Below are 19,829 nucleotides of genomic sequence, written 5' to 3'. Positions count from 1 at the left end.
GTGACCGGCGGGTAACCTGAGCGCGTCCGCCGTCGACGCCCGCCAGGAGGAAAGATGCCCGAGGAGCGCGAGTACGCCGTGGTCCTGTTCGGCGCCACCGGGTTCACCGGCGGCCTGACCGCCGAATATCTGGCCCGCCACGCGCCCGCGGACCTGCGCTGGGCGCTGGCCGGGCGCAACCGCGGCAAGCTCGAAGCCGTCCGGGCGCGGCTCGCGGAGATCGACGAGCGGTTCGCCTCGCTCGATCTGCTCGTCGCCGACTCGGGCGATCCCGCGTCGCTGCGGGCCGTCGCCGAAGCGGCGAAGGTGGTGATCACGACCGTCGGCCCGTACCTGGCCCAGGGCGAGCCGCTGGTGGCGGCGTGCGCCGAAGCGGGCACCGACTACGTCGACCTCACCGGCGAGTCCGAGTTCGTCGACCGGATGTACCTGGCGCACGACCGGCGCGCCCGCGAGACGGGGGCGCGGCTGGTGCACGCGTGCGGGTTCGACTCGATCCCGCACGACCTCGGCGTGTGGTTCACCGTGCGGCAGCTGCCCGAAGGCGTGCCGCTGCGGGTCGACGGCTACGTCCGCGCGAGCGGGATGCCCTCGGGTGGCACGGTCCTCAGCGCGCTGACCATCATGTCGCGGCTGCCGGCCGGCGCCCGCGTGGCTCGCGAGCGAGCGGCGGCCGAGCCGCGGCCGGCCGGGCGGTTCGCGCGCGCCGCGCTCGGGCGGCCGCACCGGGTCCCCGGCCCCGGCTGGTGGGCGGTGCCGCTGCCGACGATCGACCCCGAGATCGTCCGGCGGTCCGCGGCCGCCTCCGAGCGGTACGGGCCGGACTTCACCTACCGCCACTTCGCCGCGGTCAGGCACCTGCCGGTGCTGGTGGGCGGCGTGGCCGGGGCGGGCGCGCTGCTGGCCGCGGCGCAGCTCCCGCCGGCCCGGCGAGCGCTTTCGCGGCGGCTCGCGCCCGGCGACGGCCCGAGCTTCGAGCGACGCGCGCGTTCGTGGTTTTCGGTGCGGTTCCTCGGCGAAGGCGGCGGCTCGCGGGTGGTGACGGAGGTGTCGGGCGGCGACCCCGGCTACGACGAGACGGCGAAGATGCTGGCGGAGTCGGCGTTGTGCCTGGCGACCGACGACCTCCCGGAGACGTCGGGCCAGGTGACCACGGCGACGGCGATGGGCGGCGCGCTCGTCGACCGGCTCACGAAGGCGGGCCTGCGCTTCGCGACGCTGTGAGTCACCCCCGTCGCGTGGGCGTCCACTGTGGACCTGCTCAGCGCGGCCTAGCAGCATCTCAATACCGTCGATATCCCGATGCCTCGCTAGAGTGCACCCCATGGCCCGACTCACCCGCGCGGAAAGCCAGGCGCGCACCCGCGAGCAGCTGATCGAGACCGCCAGGCCGCTCTTCCTGCGCGACGGCTACTCGGTGACGTCGCTGGAGAAGGTCGCCGACGAGGCCGGGTACTCGAAGGGCGCGGTGTACTCGAACTTCCGCAACAAGGACGAGCTCTGCCTCGCCGTGCTCGACCGGATCCACGACGAGCAGGTCGCCCTGGTCGCCGAGGCCCTGTCCGGCGACGAAGGGGTCGAGGGACTGCTGATGGCGTTCCAGGCCTGGGCCGAACGCAGCATCGGCGACGAGGCGTGGACCGCGCTGGAGGTCGAGTTCGCCACGAACGCCCGGCGCGACCCGCACGTGCGCGCCGAACTGGCCGCGCGGGACAAGACGATCCGCGCCACCATCGCCGGCCTGCTCACCGGCTACGCCGAGCGGTTCGACATCACGCTCCCGATGCCGGCCGACGACGCCGCGACGGCGTTGCTCGGCCTCGGCATCGGGCTCGGCGTCCAGCGCGCGATCGACCCGACGGTCCCGGTGAACGTGCTGCCGGACGTCATCCGCCTCTTCGCCGGGGTGCGCTGACCGTCCACAGAGGACCGCCGGGCATGGTCCAGACCGTTCACGAACATGAACGACTTCCGCCTCTTGTGGAGCCCTTCACCCTTCGCTACCGTGGCGCTACGCCGCAGCACCACCCATACCCGAGCCGTGCCTCCGCACGGCGAGTTCCGCGGAAAGGGTTTCCATGAGCAAGAAGTTGCGGCCGGTCCTGATCGGCGCGCTCGGCGCGGCCTCCGTCGCCGCCCTCGTGATCACCACCCCGGCCCTGTCTTCGGCGGCACCCGCGCCACTGGCCGCGAACAGCGCGTCCGCGCGCGCCGTCGGGGACCTTTCGGCCCCGGCCAAGAAGGAGATCGCGATGAAGCTGGTCTCCAGCGCGGAAAACTCCTCCCTGGACTGGAAAGCGCAGTACAAGTACATCGAGGACATCGGTGACGGCCGCGGGTACACCGCGGGCATCATCGGCTTCTGCTCCGGCACCGGCGACATGCTCGAGCTCGTCGAGGCGTACACCGACGCCGTCCCGGACAACCCGCTCGCGAAGTTCCTCCCCGCGCTGCGGAAGGTGAACGGCACCGACTCGCACAGCGGGCTCGGCTCGGCGTTCGAAAGCGCGTGGAAGCAGGCCGCGGCCACCACCGCGTTCCAGAAAGCGCAGAACAGCGAGCGCGACCGCGTCTACTTCAACCCGTCGGTGAACCAGGGGAAGTCGGACGGCCTGAGCAACCTCGGCCAGTTCGCCTACTACGACGCCATCGTCATGCACGGCCCCGGCAACAGCTCCGACAGCTTCGGCGGCATCCGCAAGGCGGCGATGAAGAAGGCGAAGACGCCGGCGCAGGGCGGCGACGAGACGACCTACCTCAAGGCGTTCTTCGCCGCCCGCAAGGTGATCATGAAGCAGGAGGAGGCGCACGCCGACACCTCCCGCGTCGACACCGAGCAGCTGGTGTTCCTCAACGCGGGCAACTTCGACCTGCACACCCCGCTGAAGTGGAAGGTCTACGGGGACTCGTACACCATCAACTGACCCGGCTCATGCGCCCCAATGTGGCGTTCGGTGCGCTGGACGCACCCAACGCCACATTGGGTGCGTCAGACGCACCCAATGCCACATTGGGGCGTTTGGGGTCAGCGGGCCAGGAGCTCGTCGACCGTGCGGGTGTTGATGATCCGCTCCGGGCCGATGCCGGCCTTGATCGCGCGCTCGCAGCCGTACCCCTGCCAGTCGAGCTGGCCGGGGGCGTGCGCGTCGCTGTCGATGGCGAACTCGCAACCGATCTCCGCGGCCAGGCGCAGCAACCGCATCGGCGGGTCGAGCCGCTCCGGCCGCGCGTTGATCTCCACCGCCACGCCGTTCTCCCGGCACGCGGTGAACACGGCTTCGGCGTCGAACTCCGACTCGGGACGGCCGCGGCCGACGACCAGCCGGCCGGTGCAGTGCCCCAGTACCCGGACGTGCGGGTTCCGGACCGCCGCGAGCATCCGCCGCGTCATGTCCCGGGACGGCATCCGCAGCTTCGAGTGCACGCTCGCGACGACGAAGTCCAGCTCCCCGAGCAGGTCCTCTTCCTGGTCGAGGGAGCCGTCGTCGAGGATGTCGACCTCGATGCCCTGCAGCAGCCGGAACGGTGCCATCAGCTCGTTGGCCTTCGCGACGATCTGTATCTGGGTCCGCAGCCGGTCCGGGGAGAGCCCGTTCGCGACGGTCAGCCGCGGCGAATGGTCGGTCAGCACCATCCACTCGTGCCCGACCTCGCGGCCCGCGACGGCCATTTCGCCGATCGAGCTGCCGCCGTCGGACCAGTCGGAGTGGGTGTGGCAGTCGCCGCGCAGCGCCGACCGCAGCGGTTCGCCGTCCGGCAGCTTCTTCTCGACGATCTTCGACCGGTAGGCCGGGTCCCGGCCGGCCAGCGCGTCCTCGATGACACCGGCGGTGGCCTTCCCGACGCCGGGCAACGAGGTGAGCGTGCCGTTCTCGGCCATCTGCGCCAGCTGCTCGGGGGCGGTCTTGTCGACGGTCGCGGCCGCGTTCCGGAACGCGCGCACGCGGTACGTCGGCTCACCAGCGCGTTCGAGCTGGAACGCGATCTCCCGCAACGCCCATGCCGGATCCATAAGCCTTGTCTACCCCCTCCGGGGCAGTTCGTGCAGCTCGACGTCCGTCAGCGCACCCTCCGAGATCCGCGCCGTCTGGTAGGTGCAGAACGGCTGACGCCGCCGGTCCGTCGGCGAACCCGGGTTGAGCAACCGCAGCCCCGCCGGGGTCACCGTGTCCCACGGGATGTGGCTGTGCCCGAAGACCAGCACGTCCGTGTCCGGGAACAGCGCGTCGCACCGCTGCTCGCGGCCCTGCTTCGCGCCGGTCTCGTGGATCACGGCCAGGCGCACGCCGCCGAGGTCGGCCCGGGCGATCTCCGGCAGCCGCGCCCGCAGCGCGGGGCCGTCGTTGTTGCCGTAGACCCCGATCAGCCGCTTGCCGCGCTCTTCCAGTTCGTCCAGGAGGGTGACGTCGACCCAGTCGCCGGCGTGCACGACGACGTCCGCGGCCTCGACCTCGGCCCACACCTGCTCCGGCAGCGCGCGGGCCCGCGCCGGGAGGTGGGTGTCCGAGATGAGCAGCAGCTTCATCCGATGGCCTTCAGCACCCGTTCCAGGAACCCGCCGATGTGGTCGCGCAGCAGCGACGCGGCGCCGACGGCGTCACCCTTCTTGGCCGCCGCGAGCACCGCCTTGTGCTCGTTCCACTCCTTCTTCCAGCTGGGGTTGGCCTCCCAGCCGACGACGCTGATCAGCGCCGCGCGGTCCTTGAGGTCGTCGAGGATGCTGACCAGCAGGGGGTTGCCGCAGCCGCGGTAGAGGGCGCGGTGGAACCGGCGGTTCAGCAGGCTGAGCGCGGCCTGGTCCTTGTCCGCGATCGCCACGGACGCCTCCTTCAGCGCCTCCGCCGCGTCGTCGAGCAGCTCGGGGTCGCGCAGCTCGACGGTCCGCCGGACGGCCTCGGGTTCCAGGATCATCCGCACGTCGTAGACGGACTTCGCGAGCTCGGCGTCGACCCTGACCACGGAGGCGCCCTTGTACGGGCTGAACGTCACCAGTCCCGAGTTGGACAGCACCTTGAGCGCCTCGCGCACGGGCGTCTTCGACACGCCCAGCCGCGCGGCCAGCTCCGCTTCGACGAGGGGCTGGCCGGGGACGAGCTCCCGGGTCAGGATGCCGCGGCGGATCTCCTCCAGGACCACTTCGGTCCGGGAGGCGGGCAGGCTGAACGTCCCGGTCATGGCGCACTCCCTCGGTCGTGTCGGAGCCATTCAACCAGGCCCGCGAGATCATATATCAGATGCCATACTGGATCGCATGGAACTGGGTCCCCGCAAGAAGCCCGAGGAGCTCCGCAGCCACCGGTGGTTCGGCGGCGACGAGCTGCGCAACTTCAGCCACCGAGCCCGCAGCCGTCAGCTGGGCTACAACCCGGAAGAGCACCTCGGCAAGCCGGTCATCGGCATCCTCAACACCTGGTCGGACATCAACCCCTGCCACATGCACCTGCGGGAACGCGCCGAGCAGGTCAAGCGCGGCGTCTGGCAGGCCGGCGGCTTCCCGCTGGAGTTCCCGGTGGCCACGCTGTCGGAGACCTACCAGAAACCGACCCCGATGCTCTACCGCAACCTGCTGGCGATGGAGACCGAGGAGATCCTGCGGTCCTACCCGATCGACGGCGCCGTCCTGATGGGCGGTTGCGACAAGACCACCCCCGCGCTGCTGATGGGCGCGGCCAGCGCGGGCCTGCCCGCCATCTTCGTGCCGGCCGGGCCGATGCTGCGCGGGCACTGGCGCGACGAGGTCCTCGGCAGCGGCACCGACATGTGGAAGTACTGGGACGACCGGCGCGCCGGGCTGATCGGCGACGCCGAACTGTCCGAACTGGAGCGTGGGCTGGCCCGCTCCCCCGGCCACTGCATGACGATGGGGACGGCGTCGACGATGACGTCGGCCGCCGAGGTGCTCGGCATGACCCTGCCGGGCGCCGCGTCGATCCCCGCCGTCGACTCGGCGCACCACCGGATGGCCGCGGCGAGCGGCGCCCGGATCGTCGGGATGGTCTGGGAGGACCTCACCGTCGCGCGGGTGCTCGACAAGCGGGCCTACGCCGACGCGATCACCACCGTGCTCGCCCTCGGCGGCTCGACCAACGCCGTCATCCACCTGATCGCGATGGCCGGGCGCAGCGGGATCCCGGTGAGCCTCGCCGACTTCGACGCGATCGCGCGGCGCGTGCCGGTGCTGGCGAACCTCCGCCCCGGCGGCGACTGGCTGATGGAGGACTTCTACTACGCCGGCGGCCTGCCCGGGCTGCTGTCGCGGCTGACCGACCTGCTGCACACCGAGCGGCTCACGGTCACCGGCCGCACCCTCGGCGAGAACCTCGAAACGGCGCTGGTGCACAACGACGACGTCATCCGGCCGCGGGACAACCCGCTCGCCGCCGAGGGCGGGGTCGCCGTGCTGCGGGGAAACCTGGCGCCGTCGGGCGCGGTGATCAAGCACATCGCCGCCGAGCCGCACCTGCTCACGCACACCGGCCCGGCCGTGGTCTTCGAGAACTACTCGGATCTCAAGAAGCGGATCGACGATCCCGCGATCACCGCGGACTCGGTCCTGGTGCTGCGCGGCTCCGGCCCGCTCGGCGGCCCCGGCATGCCCGAGTACGGGATGCTGCCGATCCCGGACCACCTCGTGAAGCAGGGCGTCCGGGACATGGTCCGGATCTCCGACGCGCGGATGAGCGGCACCAGCTACGGCGCGTGCGTGCTGCACGTGGCGCCGGAATCGCACGTGGGCGGCCCGCTGGCGCTCGTCCGCGACGGCGACCTGATCACCCTGGACGTGCCTCGCCGGGCGTTGCACCTCGATGTGTCCGATGAGGAGCTGGAGTGCCGCCGTGCGGAGTGGACGCCGCCCGCGCCGCGGTTCGAGCGGGGTTACGGCGCGCTCTACAGCGATCACATCACGCAGGCGGACGAAGGCTGCGACTTCGATTTCCTGGCCCGGGCGGGCCACAACCCGGAGCCCGACGCCGGCTGAGGTTGCCCCGATCGACCGTTCCATGCCCGATTGATCCCCCGTTAGGGCGAGTCGTACGGCTTGTCCGGGTGCCCCGTACGCTGGGCCCGTCACCGGCGCGATCCGGTGCCGCGTTGAAGGGGTGGAGAGTTGCCGTACGAACCGCGCTGGCCCGAGTCACACGGTGAGCAGACCGACGTCCTGCCGGTCGTCCGGCCCGAGCCGGACCCGGGCACCCCTCCCGGAAAGAAGCCGAACCTGCGCAAGGCCGGCATGGTCGCGGGCGGCGTCTTCGGCCTGCTCGTCGCGGTCTACGGGATCGACCTGCTGGTCAGCCAGGGCAGTGTCCCGCGCGGCGTGACCGTGGCCGGCGTCGACGTCGGCGGGATGGACCGCAACGCCGCCGAGCAGGAGCTGCGCGGGCAGATCGAGCCGCGGCTGACGCGCCCGCTGGCCGTGACCGCGGGCGACGTCCGGGGCACGCTGTCGCCGACGGTCGCCGGGCTGCACCTCGACTGGGCGCAGACCCTCGACCAGGCCGGCGAGCAGCCGATCAACCCGTTCACCCGGCTCTCGTCGGTGTTTTCCAGCCGCGAGGTCGGCGTCGTCAGCCACGCCGAGGACGCGAAGCTCGCCGCCGCGCTGGAGTCGCTGCGCGGCCAGGTCGACCGCGACCCGGTCGAGGGCACCGTGAAGTTCGAGGGCGCGAACCCGGTCGCCGTGCCGCCGAAGGCCGGGCAGAAGCTCGACGTCCCGGGCGCGATCGCCGCCGTCGTCGAGCACTGGGCGCGCGGCGAAACCCTGGCGCTGCCGGTGACCAGCACGCCGGTCCGCACCACGCCCGAAAGCGTCCAGACCGCGCTGGAGCAGTTCGCGCGGCCCGCCGTTTCGGGCCCGCTGCTGATCAAGGGCGAGGGCAAGGACGCCACGGTGAAGCCGGAAGCGATCGCCGCGGCGATCACGTTCGAGCCCGCCGACGGCGGCGGGCTGACGCCGAAGATCGACAACGCCAAGATCGCCGAGGCCGCCAAGCCGCAGCTGAAGTCCACCGAAAAGGAGGGCAAGGAGGCGACCGTCGTCTTCGAAGGCGGCAAGCCCACGGTCGACCCGTCCACCGACGGCCGCACGATCGACTGGGACCCGAGCCTCAAGCCGCTGCCCGACGTGCTGAAGAAGACCGACGGCCGCGAAGTTCCGGCCGTCTACAAGGTCAGTCCGGCCAAGGTGACCACCGAGCAGGCGAACCAGCTCGGCGTCAAGGAGGTCGTCGGCGAGTTCACCACCGGCGGCTTCGCGCCCGAATCCGGTGTCAACATCCGCGTCGTCGCGCAGAAGGTGAACGGCGCGATCGTCAAGCCGGGCGAAACCTTCAGCCTCAACGGGTTCACCGGCCCGCGCGGCACCGCGCAGGGCTACGTCGAGGCGGGCGTGATCAAGGACGGCGCCCCCGGGCGCGAAGTCGGCGGCGGCATCTCGCAGTTCGCGACGACGCTGTACAACGCGTCGTACTTCGCGGGCATGAAGGACGCCGGGCACAAGGAACACAGCTACTACATCAGCCGCTACCCCGCCGCGCGCGAGGCGACGGTGTTCCAGAACCCCAACGGCTCCAGCGTGATCGACCTCAAGTTCACCAACGACTCGCCGACCGGCATCGCGATCCAGGCGATCTGGTCGCCGTCGTCGATCACCGTGAAGCTGTGGGGCACCAAGCGGTACACCGTCGAGTCGATCCCCGGCGGCCGCTCGAACCCGAGCGACCCGCAGGCCAAGCCGGGCCCCGCCGAGAACTGCCACGCCTCGAACGGCGCACCCGGGTTCACGACCACCGACACCCGTGTGCTCAAGGACGTCGCGACCGGCCGCGAGGTCAGCCGCTCGACCCGGACCGTCCACTACAACCCGCAGCCGAAAATCACCTGCGGCGAAGGCCAGTGACCTCCTAACGGGCGTTCACGCAGCGCGTCCGTCGCGGTACCCTGAGTGCTTCCGGCGAGTCACCGGAGGCGGCATGACGGCACGTGCGGCAGGGTTCCGGGACGTCCTCGCGGTGACCGAGTTCCGGGCCCTGTTCTCGGCCCAGCTCGTGTCGGTCACCGGTGACCAGCTGGCCCGGGTCGCGTTGTCGATCCTGGTCTACGACCGCACGAACTCACCGGCCTGGGCGGCGTTGACGTACGCGCTGACCTTCCTCCCGGACCTCGTCGGCGGGCCGCTGCTGTCCGGCCTGGCCGACCGGTACCCGCCGCGGACGGTGATGGTCACGGCGGACGTCCTGCGCGCGCTGGGCGTGACGGCGATGGCCGCCCCCGGCCTGCCGCTGCCGGCGGTGGCCGCGCTGCTGATCGGTGTCCAGCTGTTCAACCCGGTGTGGAGCTCGGCGCGGGCCGCGCTGCTGCCGCAGGTCCTGCCGGGCGAGGCGTTCGTGCCGGGGTTGGGCCTCCTGATGATGCTCGTGCAGGTGGGCCAGGTCGCCGGGTTCGCGCTCGGCGGGCTGCTCGTGGCGACCCTCGGCACCGGTGGCGCCCTGCTCGCGGACGCGGCCAGCTTCGCGGTGTCCGCGCTGTTCCTGCTCGTCGGCGTGCAGGCCTGGGCGCCGCGGGCGGAACCGGGGATCCGGTGGTGGCGGCACGTGCGGGCGGGCTGGACCGTGGTCGTCGGCGACCGGCGACGGCTCGCGCTGGTCGCGCTCGGCTGCGTGTCCGGCATCTACATCGCGGGCGAGGCGATCGCCGCGCCGTACGCGGCCGAACTCGGCGGTGGCGCGGTGGTGGTCGGGCTGCTGCTCGGGGCGTACGCGCTGGGCAGCGTGCTGGGCATGGTCGCGCTGTCGCGGATCCCGCCGTCGCGGCGCGGCCGGTTGCTGGGGCCACTCGCGATGCTGGCGTGCGCGGCCCTGCTGGGTTGTGCACTGCGGCCCAACCTCGAAGGCACGCTCGCGCTGCTCACGCTGTCCGGCGTCGCGAGCTCGTACAACCTGATCGCCAACACGACGTTCGTCCAGCTGACGCCGGACGCCCAGCGCGCGCAGGCGTTCGGTTTCGCGCTGACCGCCCTGCGGGTGTCGCAGGGCCTCGGCGTGGTGCTGGCCGGGTTGGCGGCCGAACGCGCCGCCCCGCACGTCGTCGTCGCCGCGGCCGGGGCGCTGGGCGTGCCGGCCGCTTGGGGCGCGGCGAGGCTGTGGCGGCGAGCGCAGCCGGACTCCCGGTGACCGGTCCCCCCGGGTACCGGTCACCGGGGGTCGGTCAGAACCGGGTCCAATCGGTCGGGCACGCGGGCAGCGGTGACGAGACGCCGGGGCGGGTCCAGTCGGTCGGCATCTCACGTGGCGTCCAGTCGGTCGGCATCTGACGCGTCGTCCAGTCGGTCGGCAGCTGCCGCGTGGTCCAGTCGGTCGGGATCGCGCGGGTCCAGTCGGTCGGGAGCTGACGGGTCCAGTCGGTCGGCCGCTGCGCGCGGCGGCGGGACGGGACGATGTTGGCGTTGGGCAGGAAGTGCGACATGATTTCTCCTGATTTGTGAGGGATTGTGCACAGCGCGTGACCGAACGGTAGCCTGACCGGCCTAGTGACACACTGCGGTCATTCGATTACAGTGACGATCTCCGCGAAGAGTTCCGTCCTGACAGAAGGGCGTTTCGTGGGATTGTCCGGGTCCCAAGGGCGAAAGCCCAGCTCAGAACGTCCACGATCGGGTCTCCGTACGTGGGCGATGTGGAAGCTGGCCACTCCGGTGCTCGGCTATGTCCTCGTCGTCGACGCGCTGGCCCTGATCGCGGTCCTCGCGACGACCGCGCTGGTGCCGATCACGACCCAGTCGCTGCTGTGGTGCGGCCTGCTCCTGGCCGGCGAGATCGTGCACCTCGAAGCGGCGCAACGCATCGAGCGGATCCGGGAGCTGGCCGCCGACGGCAGGCCGCACATGCACCTGCAGTCGATCTGGATCTTCGCCGGTCTGCTCCTGCTGCCCCCGCCGCTGGCCACTCTCGTCATCGTCGTCAGTTACGCCCATTCGTGGGTCCGCGTGTACAAGCGGCGTGGCGTGGTTCACCGGAAAGTGTTCTCCGGCGCCACCGTGATCCTGGCCGGCACCGCGGCCGGCGTCGTGCTGTCCTTCGGCACCGGCGGCCAGGTCGCGCCGTACGTGCCCTACCTGGACGGGTTCGGCGGGATGACCGCGCTGCTGGTGTCCGGGATCGTCTACTTCGGACTCAACTACGTGCTGGTGATCCTGGCGATCCTGATGAGCAACCCGGGCAAGCCGCCGCGGCAGGCGTTCGGCAACCCGTCCGACGTGCTGATCGTGCTGGCCGCGGTCGGCGTCGGCTGCGGTATCGCGCTGGTGATGACGGTCCGGCCGTGGCTGCTGCCGGTGCTCATGGTGACGCCGGTGGCGCTGCACATCGGCCTGCTGCTGCCGCAGTTCCAGGCCGCCGCGCGCACGGACTCCAAGACCGCGCTGCTCGCTCCGGAGTTCTGGGTCCAGCTGGCCCGCAGCGAACTGGCCCGCGCGGCGGAACTGTCGTCGACCGCGGGCGTGCTGATGATCGACATCGACCACTTCAAGGCCATCGACGACGGCAACGGCCACCTGGCCGGCGACGAGGTGCTGCGCGCGGTCGCCACCGCGATCCAGAGTTCGGTGCGCGGCGGCGACTACGTCGGCCGCTTCGGCGGCGACGAGTTCGTGGTGCTGCTCCCGGGCACGACCAGCACGGAGATCGCGTCCGTCGCGGACCGGATCCGGACGGCGATCGCCCGGATCGAGGTGCCGGTGCCGGTGATCCGCCCGGGCAAACCCGAGGTGATCAGCGGCCTGACGGCGTCCATCGGCGCGGCGGTGTACCCGGAAACGGCGACGGAGTACACGATCCTGTTGCAGGCGGCCGACGATGCGGCGTTCGCGGCGAAGGCGGCGGGCCGGGACCGCGTGGTCCTGGCGGAGACGCGCGCCGAACTGACCCGCCCGGAGGTCCCCGACGTGCTGTGAGCGCCCCAAGTCCGTGAATGTCGCATTGAGGGACTTGAAGTCCCTCAATGCGACATTCACGGCTTATGGCAGCGTGGCCAGGGATTGCTCGAGCGTGGCCGCGGACAGCTCGTTGTCCACCATGTCGCCGGCGAGGTACGCGCCGTAGGCGGGCAGGTCGAGGTGGGCGTGCCCGCACAGTGCCGTGAGGATCACCTTCTCCTCGCCGGTCTCCTTGCACCGCAACGCTTCCTGGACGCACGCGGCGAGCGCGTGCGCCGGCTCCGGCGCGGGGATGATGCCTTCCGCGCGGGCGAACCGGACGCCCGCCGAGAAGCATTCCTGCTGCCCGACGGCCATCGCCTCGATCAGGCCGAGCTCGTAGATGTGCGAAATCAGCGGCGACATCCCGTGGTAGCGCAGGCCGCCCGCGTGGATCGGGTCGGGGATGAAGTCGTGGCCGAGCGTGTGCATCTTCAGCAACGGCGTGAGCCCGGCGGTGTCACCGAAGTCGTAGGCGTACTTCCCGCGCGTCAGCGACGGGCACGCGGCCGGCTCGACCGCGCGGATCACCGGGTCCATCCGGCCGGCCAGCTTCTCCCGCAGGAACGGGAAGGCGAGCCCGCCGAAGTTCGAGCCGCCGCCGGTGCAGCCGACCAGCAGGTCGGGGGTGTCGCCGGCCAGCTCGAACTGCTTCAGCGCCTCCTCGCCGATGATCGTCTGGTGCAGCAGCACGTGGTTGAGGACGCTGCCGAGCGCGTACCGCGTGTCCGGGTCCTGCGCCGCCTGCTCGACGGCCTCGCTGATCGCGATGCCGAGGCTGCCCGTCGAGTCGGGGTGCTCGGCGAGGATGGCCTTGCCGGACTCGGTCAGCTCGGACGGGCTGGGGTGCACGGTCGCGCCGAACACCTCCATCATGAGCTTGCGGTAGGGCTTCTGGTCGTAGGACGCCCGCACCTGCCAGACCTCGCACTCGAGCCCGAACTGGGCGCAGGCGAAGGCGAGGGCGCTGCCCCACTGGCCGGCGCCGGTCTCGGTGGTCAGGCGGGTGACACCCTCCTGCGCGTTGTAGAACGCCTGTGGCACGGCGGTGTTCGGCTTGTGGGAACCGACCGGGCTGACGCCCTCGTACTTGTAGTAGATCCGCGCGGGGGTGCCCAGCGCCTTCTCCAGCCGGCGCGCGCGGAACAGCGGCGACGGGCGCCAGAGCCGGTAGACCTCCAGGACCTCCGCCGGGATGTCGACATAGCGATCCGTCGTCACCTCCTGCGCGATGAGCGCCTGCGGGAACAGCGGGGCCAGGTCGTCCGGACCGACCGGCTCGCGGGTGCCGGGGTGCAGCGGCGGGGGCGGCGGCTCGGGCAGATCGGGGATGACGTTGTACCACCGGGTGGGGAGATCGGCTTCGTCCAGGATGTACTTGGTCCGTTCAGCCATCGCGCCTCCTTGGTCGGTCTCCAACCTAGGACGCGCCCGGTCGCGGAGCCAGCCGAAGTGGCTACGGTGAGGCCATGACGACGAACCGACTCTCCCTGGCGGACGGCACGGTGGACCTGCCGGTGTGGCTCCCCCCGTCCGGCCGCGGCCCGGGCCTGGTGCTGATCCAGGAGATCTTCGGCTTGGACGACTACCTGCGCTCGGTCGCCGAGGACCTGGCGTCGTCGGGTTACGTGGTGGCCGTGCCGGAGCTGTTCTGGCGGACGTCGCCGGGCTGGTCGTCCACACACGACGAAGCGGGCGTCGCGGCGTCGGTGGAAGTCGTAGGTTCGTTCGATCCGGCTCTGGGGCTTTCGGATGTCCTGGCGACGGTGTCCCACCTCCGCACCTCGCCCTCGGTGACCGGCGGCGTCGGGGTGCTGGGGTTTTGCCTGGGCGGATCGCTGGCCTTCGCGGCGGCGGCCGCGGGTGATCCGGACGTGGCGGTTTCGTTCTACGGCTCGACGGTGCCCGCCCAGGTCGGCGAACTGGCGACGATCACGTGCCCCATTCAGTTCCACTTCGGCGGGCAGGACCCGTACATCCCGCGTTCGGACGTGGCTGTGGTCGAGGCCGCGGTGGCCGCGCACGCCGGGGCGGAGATCCACGTGCAGGAGGAGGCGGGGCACGCGTTCCACAACAACGTGGCCCCGATGTTCCACCACCCGGAGGCGGCAGCCAGGGCGTGGGACCTCACGACGGCCTTCCTGCGGGTGCACCTACCTGCGTGAAGGCGGCGGCTCCGGCGGCCCCCATACCTTCGGAGCCGGCCACGGGACCGGGTCGCGGCCGGCCCACCAGCCAGGAACAAGCCGAGCAGCAGCCCGAGCGCCGGCGGGGTCACCACCAGTCCGGCCACGTCACTGAGCTTGCCGGTGACGAGTCCCGGCCACGCCTGTTTGAACACGTGGTCGTTGAGCAGCAGCACCGCGGTGGCACCGACCGTCAGCGGATGCGCCAGCCAGCGCGGAAAGACCCCAGTTCGCATGGGGACAGCCTGCGGTGCGGTGATCACGGCCGTGACACGGCCCAGCCCCGGATCGGCGCCCGCCCGGGTCGGTTCCGGTCACCGATCGGCGAACGCCGCCAGTCCGGTGCGCCACGCGCTGTCGAGATCGGCGTCGGGCGGGAACCGGCCGTCGAGTTCGAGGATGACCATGCCGTGCGCGAACGCCCAGACGGCGCGCGCCCGGTCCAGCTCGCCGCCGACAGCGCGCACCAGCGGCAGCGCGGTCGCTTCCTCGACGCCGGGCGGCAGCAGGTGACGAGGGAGCGGTCCGGAGTTCATCAGCCGGTAGAGATGGGGATGCGCGAGCGCGTAGGCACGATAGGTCGCCGCGAGCTCGGCCAACGAGCCGGCTTGTTCCAGCGCGCTCGCCAGCTCCCGCATGGCGAACGTGATCACCTGTGCTTCGACCGCACCCTTGTCCGGGAAGTGCTTGTAGAGAGACGGCGCGCGGATGCCCAGCCGTTCGCCGAGCGCCCGCATGGTCAGCGCCGCGGAGCCGCCTTCGTCGATCAGCACGCGTGCCGCGTCGACGATCTGGCCGGTCCGTTCAGACACGCCTGCTCCCGTCGCGCGCACGCAGGCCGTAGCCGAAGGCCCGATCCAGCGCGATGTGCGCGAGCCAGCCGAGGCCCGCCGTGAACAGCGGTACCCAGTCCCCCAGGCCGCCGGCGCTGTAGCCGGCCAGGACGGCCAGCGGGATCCACGGACGGTGCATGAAGTTGTACCAGGGCACGGCTTTCGGCGACAGCTTGCCGTCGCCGGCCGCGCCGGCGCCGATGAACATCGTCAGGTCGGGCGCGATCAGCAACAGGAGCGCGGCGACCAGTGCCGGGCCGCCGTGGTTGATCACCTCGAGCACGATGAATGCCAGCAAGAACACCGCCAAGGCGGCCCAGGCCACCCGCTTGGCGATCTGGCGAGCGGGCGCTTCGACGACGGACACGGGGACCCCCGGTTGTGGCTAACAGCGTTAGCCTGACCCTACGGCTAACAGCATTAGCCGTCAAGTCGGGTTACTCCCGCCGGCCAAACCCCGCGGTGCCGCCGCCAGGCCCGGTGGCCCTGGCGACGGCGCGGAGGCAAGCACTACGTGCGGTAGCGGAAGAGGATCCGGCCACGAGACAGGTCGTACGGGCTGAGCTCCACCAGCACCCGGTCGAACGGCAGGATCTTGATGTAGTTCTTCCGGATCTTCCCGCTGATGTGCGCGAGCACCTTGTGCCCGTTCTCGAGCTCCACCCGGAACGTGGCGTTGCGAAGGCACTCGGTCACGGTGCCCTCCACCTCGATACCCCCCGCGCTCGTGGCCATCAGCGCACCACCAGTTCGAGGTTGCTGCCCGCACGCCGGGCGCCGACGCGGTCGAACAGCGCGAGGGCCGCACCGTTCGCCTCGTTCACTTCGGCCGACGCCGTTCCGGTTCCGTTGCGGTGCAACGAACCCAGCGCCTCGGCCAGCAGCGCGCGAGCGATGCCGCGGCGGCGGACGCCGTCCCGGACGGCGATCAGCCCGATCCGCGGCTGGCGGATCACCTGCGCGAGCCGGACGTACCCGACGTAGTGCCCGGCCTCGACCGCCGCCGCGTACTTCGACGGGTCCAGCACCGTCACGCCGTCCGGGCGAGGCACCACCTCCGCCGGCATCTCCTGCCATCCGACGGTGGCCTCGACCTCGTCGCGAATCACGCGGTCCAGTTCGCGCAAGAGGCCGTCGTCGGCCTCGCCGACCGGCACGATCGTCACGCCAGGAGGCGGGAGGACAGCACCGAGTCCGGTGGTCCGCGGGTCGGTGGGGACGAGGTATTCCCACTCGCGGCGCCGGGTCGCGAAGCCGGCTCGCCGCCACTGGGACGTCAGCTCGACGTCCTCCTCGTCGACCACTGTGTACAGCGGCCTCGGCAGCGCGGGCAGCATCGCCTCGGCGAGGCGTTCGAACACCACGTCGTGCCAGGCGTCGATGCTGAGGAAGATCCGGCCGTCGGGCCGGGGGGAGGCTTCGCCGCGGCCGACCACGCGGTCGTCTTCCAGAGCGTGCCAGTGCAGCTCCGCCACCCGCGTGATCACCACCGCCCGCTCGGCCGGGGTGTAATGCACAGAATCCATGAGTGTCGCCTTTCGGGATTGCCTGCTCGAGGCGCTCCCGGCGACCGCTACGTCAGACGCCCGACCGTGACGACAAGGGGGAGCACCCACCTCGATACAACGTTCATGGGTCTCACCTCCACCAGCCGGTCACGATCTTCGGCAAGCTATCAGGGCGAACGCCGCCCCGTCCAAGTCTTTTCCGCGAGCCGGGCTTCCAGCGCGGCGAGATCCTCCTGGACGGCGATCATGCTTCGCTGCGTCGTGTAGCCGACCGCGTGGTTGACGCGGATCATGTGCGTGTTCTCGGCACCGGTCGTCGTGCTGATCCGCTGCAGCGCGGGCCGCTCCGCGACCAGCCACCGCGCCATGTGCGCCTTGACGCAACGGCCCAGACCGTGGCCCCGGTGCGCGGCGAGCACCGCGGTGTCCCGCTGGTAAGCCCAGTCCGGCCGGCGCGGGTGCACGCACACCTCGGTGAACCCGGCGACGTCGCCGCTCGCCTCGTGGATCGCGACGACGACCTGCTGTTCGATCCCCTGCTCCCGGAAGCCGGCCTCGGCGGCGCGCACCCGGTCCACCGTCCACTCCGGCCACCGGTAGCCCGACTGTCCCAGTGGAGCGTCGTGGATCGCGCCGCGCGCACGGGCGTAGGACGCGACGACGTCGTCCGGCGCGGCACCGGACCACCGGCGTGGCCGGTAGCCCGCTGGCACCGCGACGTCCCACGCCGACCGGTCGGCCTCCGCGACGACGAGGGCCTGCCTGGCGATCGTGCGGACCGGCCGGAAACCCCACGCCTCGGCCCACCGCTGGCCGGCGGAGCCGGCGACCACCTGCCAGCCTTCGACGACCTCGCGGCTCCTCGCCCTCAGCTCCGGCACCACCGCGCGGAGCATCGCCGTGCCGATCCCCACGCAACGATGCCCGGGGTGGACGCTGATCTCGGTGAGGCCGATCCCGCTGTTCTCGTCCTCGAGGAAGCGCGCCTCGGCGACCGCGACGAATTCGTGCTCGCGGTACCCCACCCAGTGCGCCGCCGGGCCCAGGCCGGGCAGCGGTCTGGTCAGCCGGCCGGCCAGCTCCTCGAACGGCAGCCCCGGCTCCCCCGGCCGATCGGTCGCCTCGCTCGCCGCCACCACGTCGTGGTAGCCCGCGAGATCCGCCTCCGTGGCTCGCCGCGGGTCGAACCGCTCGATCACCAGACCCCTCGTCACGCGCCTTCCTCCCCTCCCCGGTCACGAACATACCGGGGGCAGACCGATCAGGAATCGAGAAGCGCCGGTCAGGGGCCGGATCTAGCGTTACCGCCATGACCTCAATCGAAAGCATCACCCTCGAGGTGGCCGACCCCGCCGCCGCCGAACGCTTCTACTCCGCCGCCTTCGGGCTGGACACCCAGCTGCGTTTCCGCGCCTCGCAGGAGCCGAGCACCGGCTTCCGCGGGTTCACCCTCTCCCTCACGGTCGCCCAGCCGGCCGACGTCGATTCGCTGATCGGCACCGCCCTCGACGCCGGGGCCACCACGCTCAAGCCCGTCACGAAGTCCCTGTGGGGCTACGGCGGCAGCGTGCGGGCTCCGGACGGGACGATCTGGAAGATCGCGACCTCGGCCAAGAAGAACACGGGCCCGGTCACCCGGAAGTTCGACGCCCTCGTGCTCCTGCTGGGCGTCGCCGACGTGGCCGCGAGCAAGAAGTTCTACCTCGACCACGGCCTGACCGTCGGGAAGAGCTTCGGGCGCGTGTACGTCGAGTTCGAAGCCGGGTCGAGCCCGGTCAAGCTGGCGCTGTACCGGCGCCGCGCCCTCGCCAAGGACGCCGGCGTCGCCCCCGACGGCACCGGTTCGCACCGGATCGCGGTCGGCGGCGCGGCCGAGCCGTTCACCGACCCGGACGGTTTCGCCTGGGAGACCACCGCGTCGGCGCACCTGTCCTGATCGTTCTCCAGCCACCGCGAAGGACCATGTCATGACCAGCACGTACGAAGGATTCACGGCCGAGGAACGGGCCGCGATGAAGGACCACGCCCGGGAAGTGAAGAAGGCGGCGCGGCGGGGGAACGACGCCGCCGAAGCGGAGCGGGACGTCCTCGCCAAGATCGCCGAGATGCCGGACACCGACCGGGTCATGGCCGAACGCGTCCACGCGATCGTCAAGGCCAACGCCCCGGTGCTCGCGCCGAAGCTCTGGTACGGGATGCCCGCCTACGCGCTGAACGGCAAGAACGTCTGCTTCTTCCAGCCCCGGTCCAAGTTCAAGGCCCGCTACGCCACGCTCGGGTTCAACGACCCGGCCGGCCTGGACGAAGGCTCGATGTGGGCGACGAGCTACGCCCTGACCGAAGTCACGCCCGAGGTCGAGGCGCGCATCGCCGCACTCGTCCGGCAAGCGGTGAGCTGAGTCGGCAGACTGGTTCCGTGCCGGAACTCCCCGAAGTGGAACTCGCCCGCCAGGTGCTCGCCGGCGCCCTCGGCCGGAAGATCCGGGACGTCGACGACCACGACGACTGGGTCTGCCGTCCGCACGCGCCCGAGGACATCGGCGCCGCGCTGCGGGGCGGGCGGCTCACCGAAGCGCACCGGCGGGGCAAGACACTGTGGTGCGAAACCGAAGGCGGTGACGGCCGGCCCGGGCCGCACCTCGGCCTGCACCTCGGGATGGCCGGGCAGCTGCGGTTCGGGGGCGAGAGCGGACCGCCCGGGCCGCGGCGGTTCCGCGGGCGCGAAGAGAAACCCGAATGGTTCCGGTTCGGGATCACCTTCGCCGACGGCGAACGGCTGCGGCTCTTCGACACGCGGCGGCTCAGCCGGGTGCGGCTCGACCCCGATCTCGACGCGCTCGGCCCGGACGCCGGGGAGGTGTCGCGCCGGGACTTCCGCGCCCGCGTCGGCCGCGGGCGGGCGCCGGTGAAGGCGCGGCTGCTGGACCAGTCCGTGCTGGCCGGGATCGGGAACCTGCTGGCCGACGAAACCCTGTGGCAGGCCGCGATCAGCCCGGCCCGCCCGGTGAACGAACTGGACGACGACAACCTCGCGCACCTCCACCGGTCGCTCCGGAAAGCCCTGCGCGCCGCGATCAAGCACGGCGGCGTGCACACGGGCGAGATCATCGGGCACCGCCGCGCCGGCGACCACTGCCCGCGCTGCGGCGCGGAAATGGTCCACGGCACCGTCGGCGGCCGGTCGACCTGGTGGTGCACGAAGGAGCAGGCCGGATAGCGCGACCGCGCCTCTCGGCGAAGGGTGGCTGCTGCCCGATTGACCCGTTTCAGGTCCTCGCCCACGGCCGTGAATGGCACATTGAGGAAGTTCTGAGCCGCCACCGCGCGTAGCGAA

At 71.5% G+C, this 19,829-nt stretch carries 21 protein-coding genes; 11 read left to right on the top strand and 10 right to left on the bottom strand.

What is annotated here, in order from left to right:
- Positions 1-54 precede the first annotated feature (54 nt).
- From AB0M82_RS33155 to AB0M82_RS33145, 3 genes are all read left to right on the top strand, one after another.
- Positions 55-1,224 carry a saccharopine dehydrogenase NADP-binding domain-containing protein gene (locus AB0M82_RS33155; protein WP_364730436.1) on the top strand — a complete coding sequence of 390 codons (1,170 nt, stop codon included), beginning with the start codon at positions 55-57 and terminating at the stop codon, positions 1,222-1,224.
- A gap of 100 nt (positions 1,225-1,324) precedes the next feature.
- Positions 1,325-1,915 (top strand): TetR family transcriptional regulator, encoded by a 591-nt coding sequence (locus tag AB0M82_RS33150; RefSeq protein ID WP_364730433.1) that lies wholly within the window; start codon positions 1,325-1,327, stop codon positions 1,913-1,915.
- 163 nt (positions 1,916-2,078) lie between these two features.
- Positions 2,079-2,924: a chitosanase gene (locus tag AB0M82_RS33145; protein WP_364730430.1), complete on the top strand. Its 846-nt coding sequence runs from the start codon at positions 2,079-2,081 to the stop codon at positions 2,922-2,924.
- 101 nt (positions 2,925-3,025) lie between these two features.
- Here the strand turns inward: AB0M82_RS33145 and AB0M82_RS33140 are convergent, their stop codons facing one another.
- The 3 genes from AB0M82_RS33140 to AB0M82_RS33130 are packed head-to-tail and all read right to left on the bottom strand — an operon-like array spanning position 3,026 to position 5,175.
- A complete protein-coding gene (locus tag AB0M82_RS33140) occupies positions 3,026-4,012 on the bottom strand; it encodes a PHP domain-containing protein (RefSeq protein WP_364730428.1) in 987 nt (328 codons plus the stop codon).
- A 9-nt stretch (positions 4,013-4,021) separates the two neighbouring features.
- A complete protein-coding gene (locus tag AB0M82_RS33135) occupies positions 4,022-4,525 on the bottom strand; it encodes a metallophosphoesterase (RefSeq protein WP_364730425.1) in 504 nt (167 codons plus the stop codon).
- On the bottom strand, positions 4,522-5,175 hold the full coding sequence (locus AB0M82_RS33130) for a GntR family transcriptional regulator (protein ID WP_364730422.1): 654 nt from the start codon (positions 5,173-5,175) through the stop codon (positions 4,522-4,524). Before AB0M82_RS33130 ends, AB0M82_RS33135 begins: the two co-directional genes overlap by 4 nt.
- A gap of 76 nt (positions 5,176-5,251) precedes the next feature.
- On the opposite strand from AB0M82_RS33130, the gene araD reads away from it, so the two are divergent.
- From araD to AB0M82_RS33115, 3 genes are all read left to right on the top strand, one after another.
- On the top strand, positions 5,252-6,979 hold the full coding sequence (gene araD / locus AB0M82_RS33125) for an L-arabinonate dehydratase (RefSeq protein WP_364730419.1): 1,728 nt from the start codon (positions 5,252-5,254) through the stop codon (positions 6,977-6,979).
- A 129-nt stretch (positions 6,980-7,108) separates the two neighbouring features.
- Positions 7,109-8,896 carry a VanW family protein gene (locus AB0M82_RS33120; RefSeq protein ID WP_364730416.1) on the top strand — a complete coding sequence of 596 codons (1,788 nt, stop codon included), beginning with the start codon at positions 7,109-7,111 and terminating at the stop codon, positions 8,894-8,896.
- Between the two features lie 73 nt (positions 8,897-8,969).
- Positions 8,970-10,169 (top strand): MFS transporter, encoded by a 1,200-nt coding sequence (locus AB0M82_RS33115; protein WP_364730413.1) that lies wholly within the window; start codon positions 8,970-8,972, stop codon positions 10,167-10,169.
- 34 nt (positions 10,170-10,203) lie between these two features.
- On the opposite strand, the gene AB0M82_RS33110 is transcribed toward AB0M82_RS33115, so the two are convergent.
- Positions 10,204-10,461 (bottom strand): hypothetical protein, encoded by a 258-nt coding sequence (locus AB0M82_RS33110; protein WP_364730410.1) that lies wholly within the window; start codon positions 10,459-10,461, stop codon positions 10,204-10,206.
- 208 nt (positions 10,462-10,669) lie between these two features.
- Between AB0M82_RS33110 and AB0M82_RS33105 the strand changes: the two genes are divergently transcribed.
- Positions 10,670-11,947 (top strand): diguanylate cyclase, encoded by a 1,278-nt coding sequence (locus AB0M82_RS33105; protein WP_364730407.1) that lies wholly within the window; start codon positions 10,670-10,672, stop codon positions 11,945-11,947.
- Between the two features lie 63 nt (positions 11,948-12,010).
- Here AB0M82_RS33105 and AB0M82_RS33100 read toward each other — a convergent pair whose 3' ends face one another.
- Positions 12,011-13,363, bottom strand: a complete 1,353-nt coding sequence (locus AB0M82_RS33100; protein ID WP_364730404.1) for a TrpB-like pyridoxal phosphate-dependent enzyme — start codon at positions 13,361-13,363, stop codon at positions 12,011-12,013.
- A 74-nt stretch (positions 13,364-13,437) separates the two neighbouring features.
- On the opposite strand from AB0M82_RS33100, the gene AB0M82_RS33095 reads away from it, so the two are divergent.
- Complete coding sequence (locus AB0M82_RS33095; protein WP_364730402.1) at positions 13,438-14,133, top strand: dienelactone hydrolase family protein; 696 nt, start codon at positions 13,438-13,440, stop codon at positions 14,131-14,133.
- Between the two features lie 335 nt (positions 14,134-14,468).
- Here the strand turns inward: AB0M82_RS33095 and AB0M82_RS33090 are convergent, their stop codons facing one another.
- The 5 genes from AB0M82_RS33090 to AB0M82_RS33070 all read right to left on the bottom strand — a co-directional run bounded on the left by AB0M82_RS33090 (position 14,469) and on the right by AB0M82_RS33070 (position 17,709).
- The gene (locus AB0M82_RS33090) at positions 14,469-14,966 is read right to left on the bottom strand and encodes a TetR/AcrR family transcriptional regulator (protein ID WP_364730399.1); all 498 of its coding nucleotides are present in this window, start codon (positions 14,964-14,966) and stop codon (positions 14,469-14,471) included.
- On the bottom strand, positions 14,959-15,354 hold the full coding sequence (locus tag AB0M82_RS33085; protein WP_364730396.1) for a DUF4260 family protein: 396 nt from the start codon (positions 15,352-15,354) through the stop codon (positions 14,959-14,961). Before AB0M82_RS33085 ends, AB0M82_RS33090 begins: the two co-directional genes overlap by 8 nt.
- A 143-nt stretch (positions 15,355-15,497) precedes the next feature.
- On the bottom strand, positions 15,498-15,722 hold the full coding sequence (gene infA / locus AB0M82_RS33080) for a translation initiation factor IF-1 (protein ID WP_364730393.1): 225 nt from the start codon (positions 15,720-15,722) through the stop codon (positions 15,498-15,500).
- Entirely contained in the window at positions 15,722-16,513 is a 792-nt protein-coding gene (locus tag AB0M82_RS33075; RefSeq protein ID WP_364730390.1) for a GNAT family N-acetyltransferase, read from the bottom strand. Before AB0M82_RS33075 ends, infA begins: the two co-directional genes overlap by 1 nt.
- A gap of 149 nt (positions 16,514-16,662) precedes the next feature.
- The gene (locus AB0M82_RS33070) at positions 16,663-17,709 is read right to left on the bottom strand and encodes a GNAT family N-acetyltransferase (protein WP_364730388.1); all 1,047 of its coding nucleotides are present in this window, start codon (positions 17,707-17,709) and stop codon (positions 16,663-16,665) included.
- A gap of 95 nt (positions 17,710-17,804) precedes the next feature.
- Here AB0M82_RS33070 and AB0M82_RS33065 point away from each other — a divergent pair, with 95 nt between their 5' ends.
- The 3 genes from AB0M82_RS33065 to AB0M82_RS33055 are packed head-to-tail and all read left to right on the top strand — an operon-like array spanning position 17,805 to position 19,712.
- Entirely contained in the window at positions 17,805-18,431 is a 627-nt protein-coding gene (locus tag AB0M82_RS33065; protein WP_364730386.1) for a glyoxalase, read from the top strand.
- Between the two features lie 31 nt (positions 18,432-18,462).
- Positions 18,463-18,894, top strand: coding sequence for a DUF1801 domain-containing protein (locus tag AB0M82_RS33060; protein WP_364730384.1), 432 nt, complete (start codon positions 18,463-18,465; stop codon positions 18,892-18,894).
- 17 nt (positions 18,895-18,911) lie between these two features.
- Entirely contained in the window at positions 18,912-19,712 is an 801-nt protein-coding gene (locus AB0M82_RS33055; protein WP_364730381.1) for a DNA-formamidopyrimidine glycosylase family protein, read from the top strand.
- Positions 19,713-19,829: the final 117 nt, after the last annotated feature.

This window comes from Amycolatopsis sp. NPDC051128, from assembly GCF_040682715.1.
Classification (GTDB): domain Bacteria; phylum Actinomycetota; class Actinomycetes; order Mycobacteriales; family Pseudonocardiaceae; genus Amycolatopsis.
This window is presented reverse-complemented; position numbering and strand designations above follow the sequence as displayed.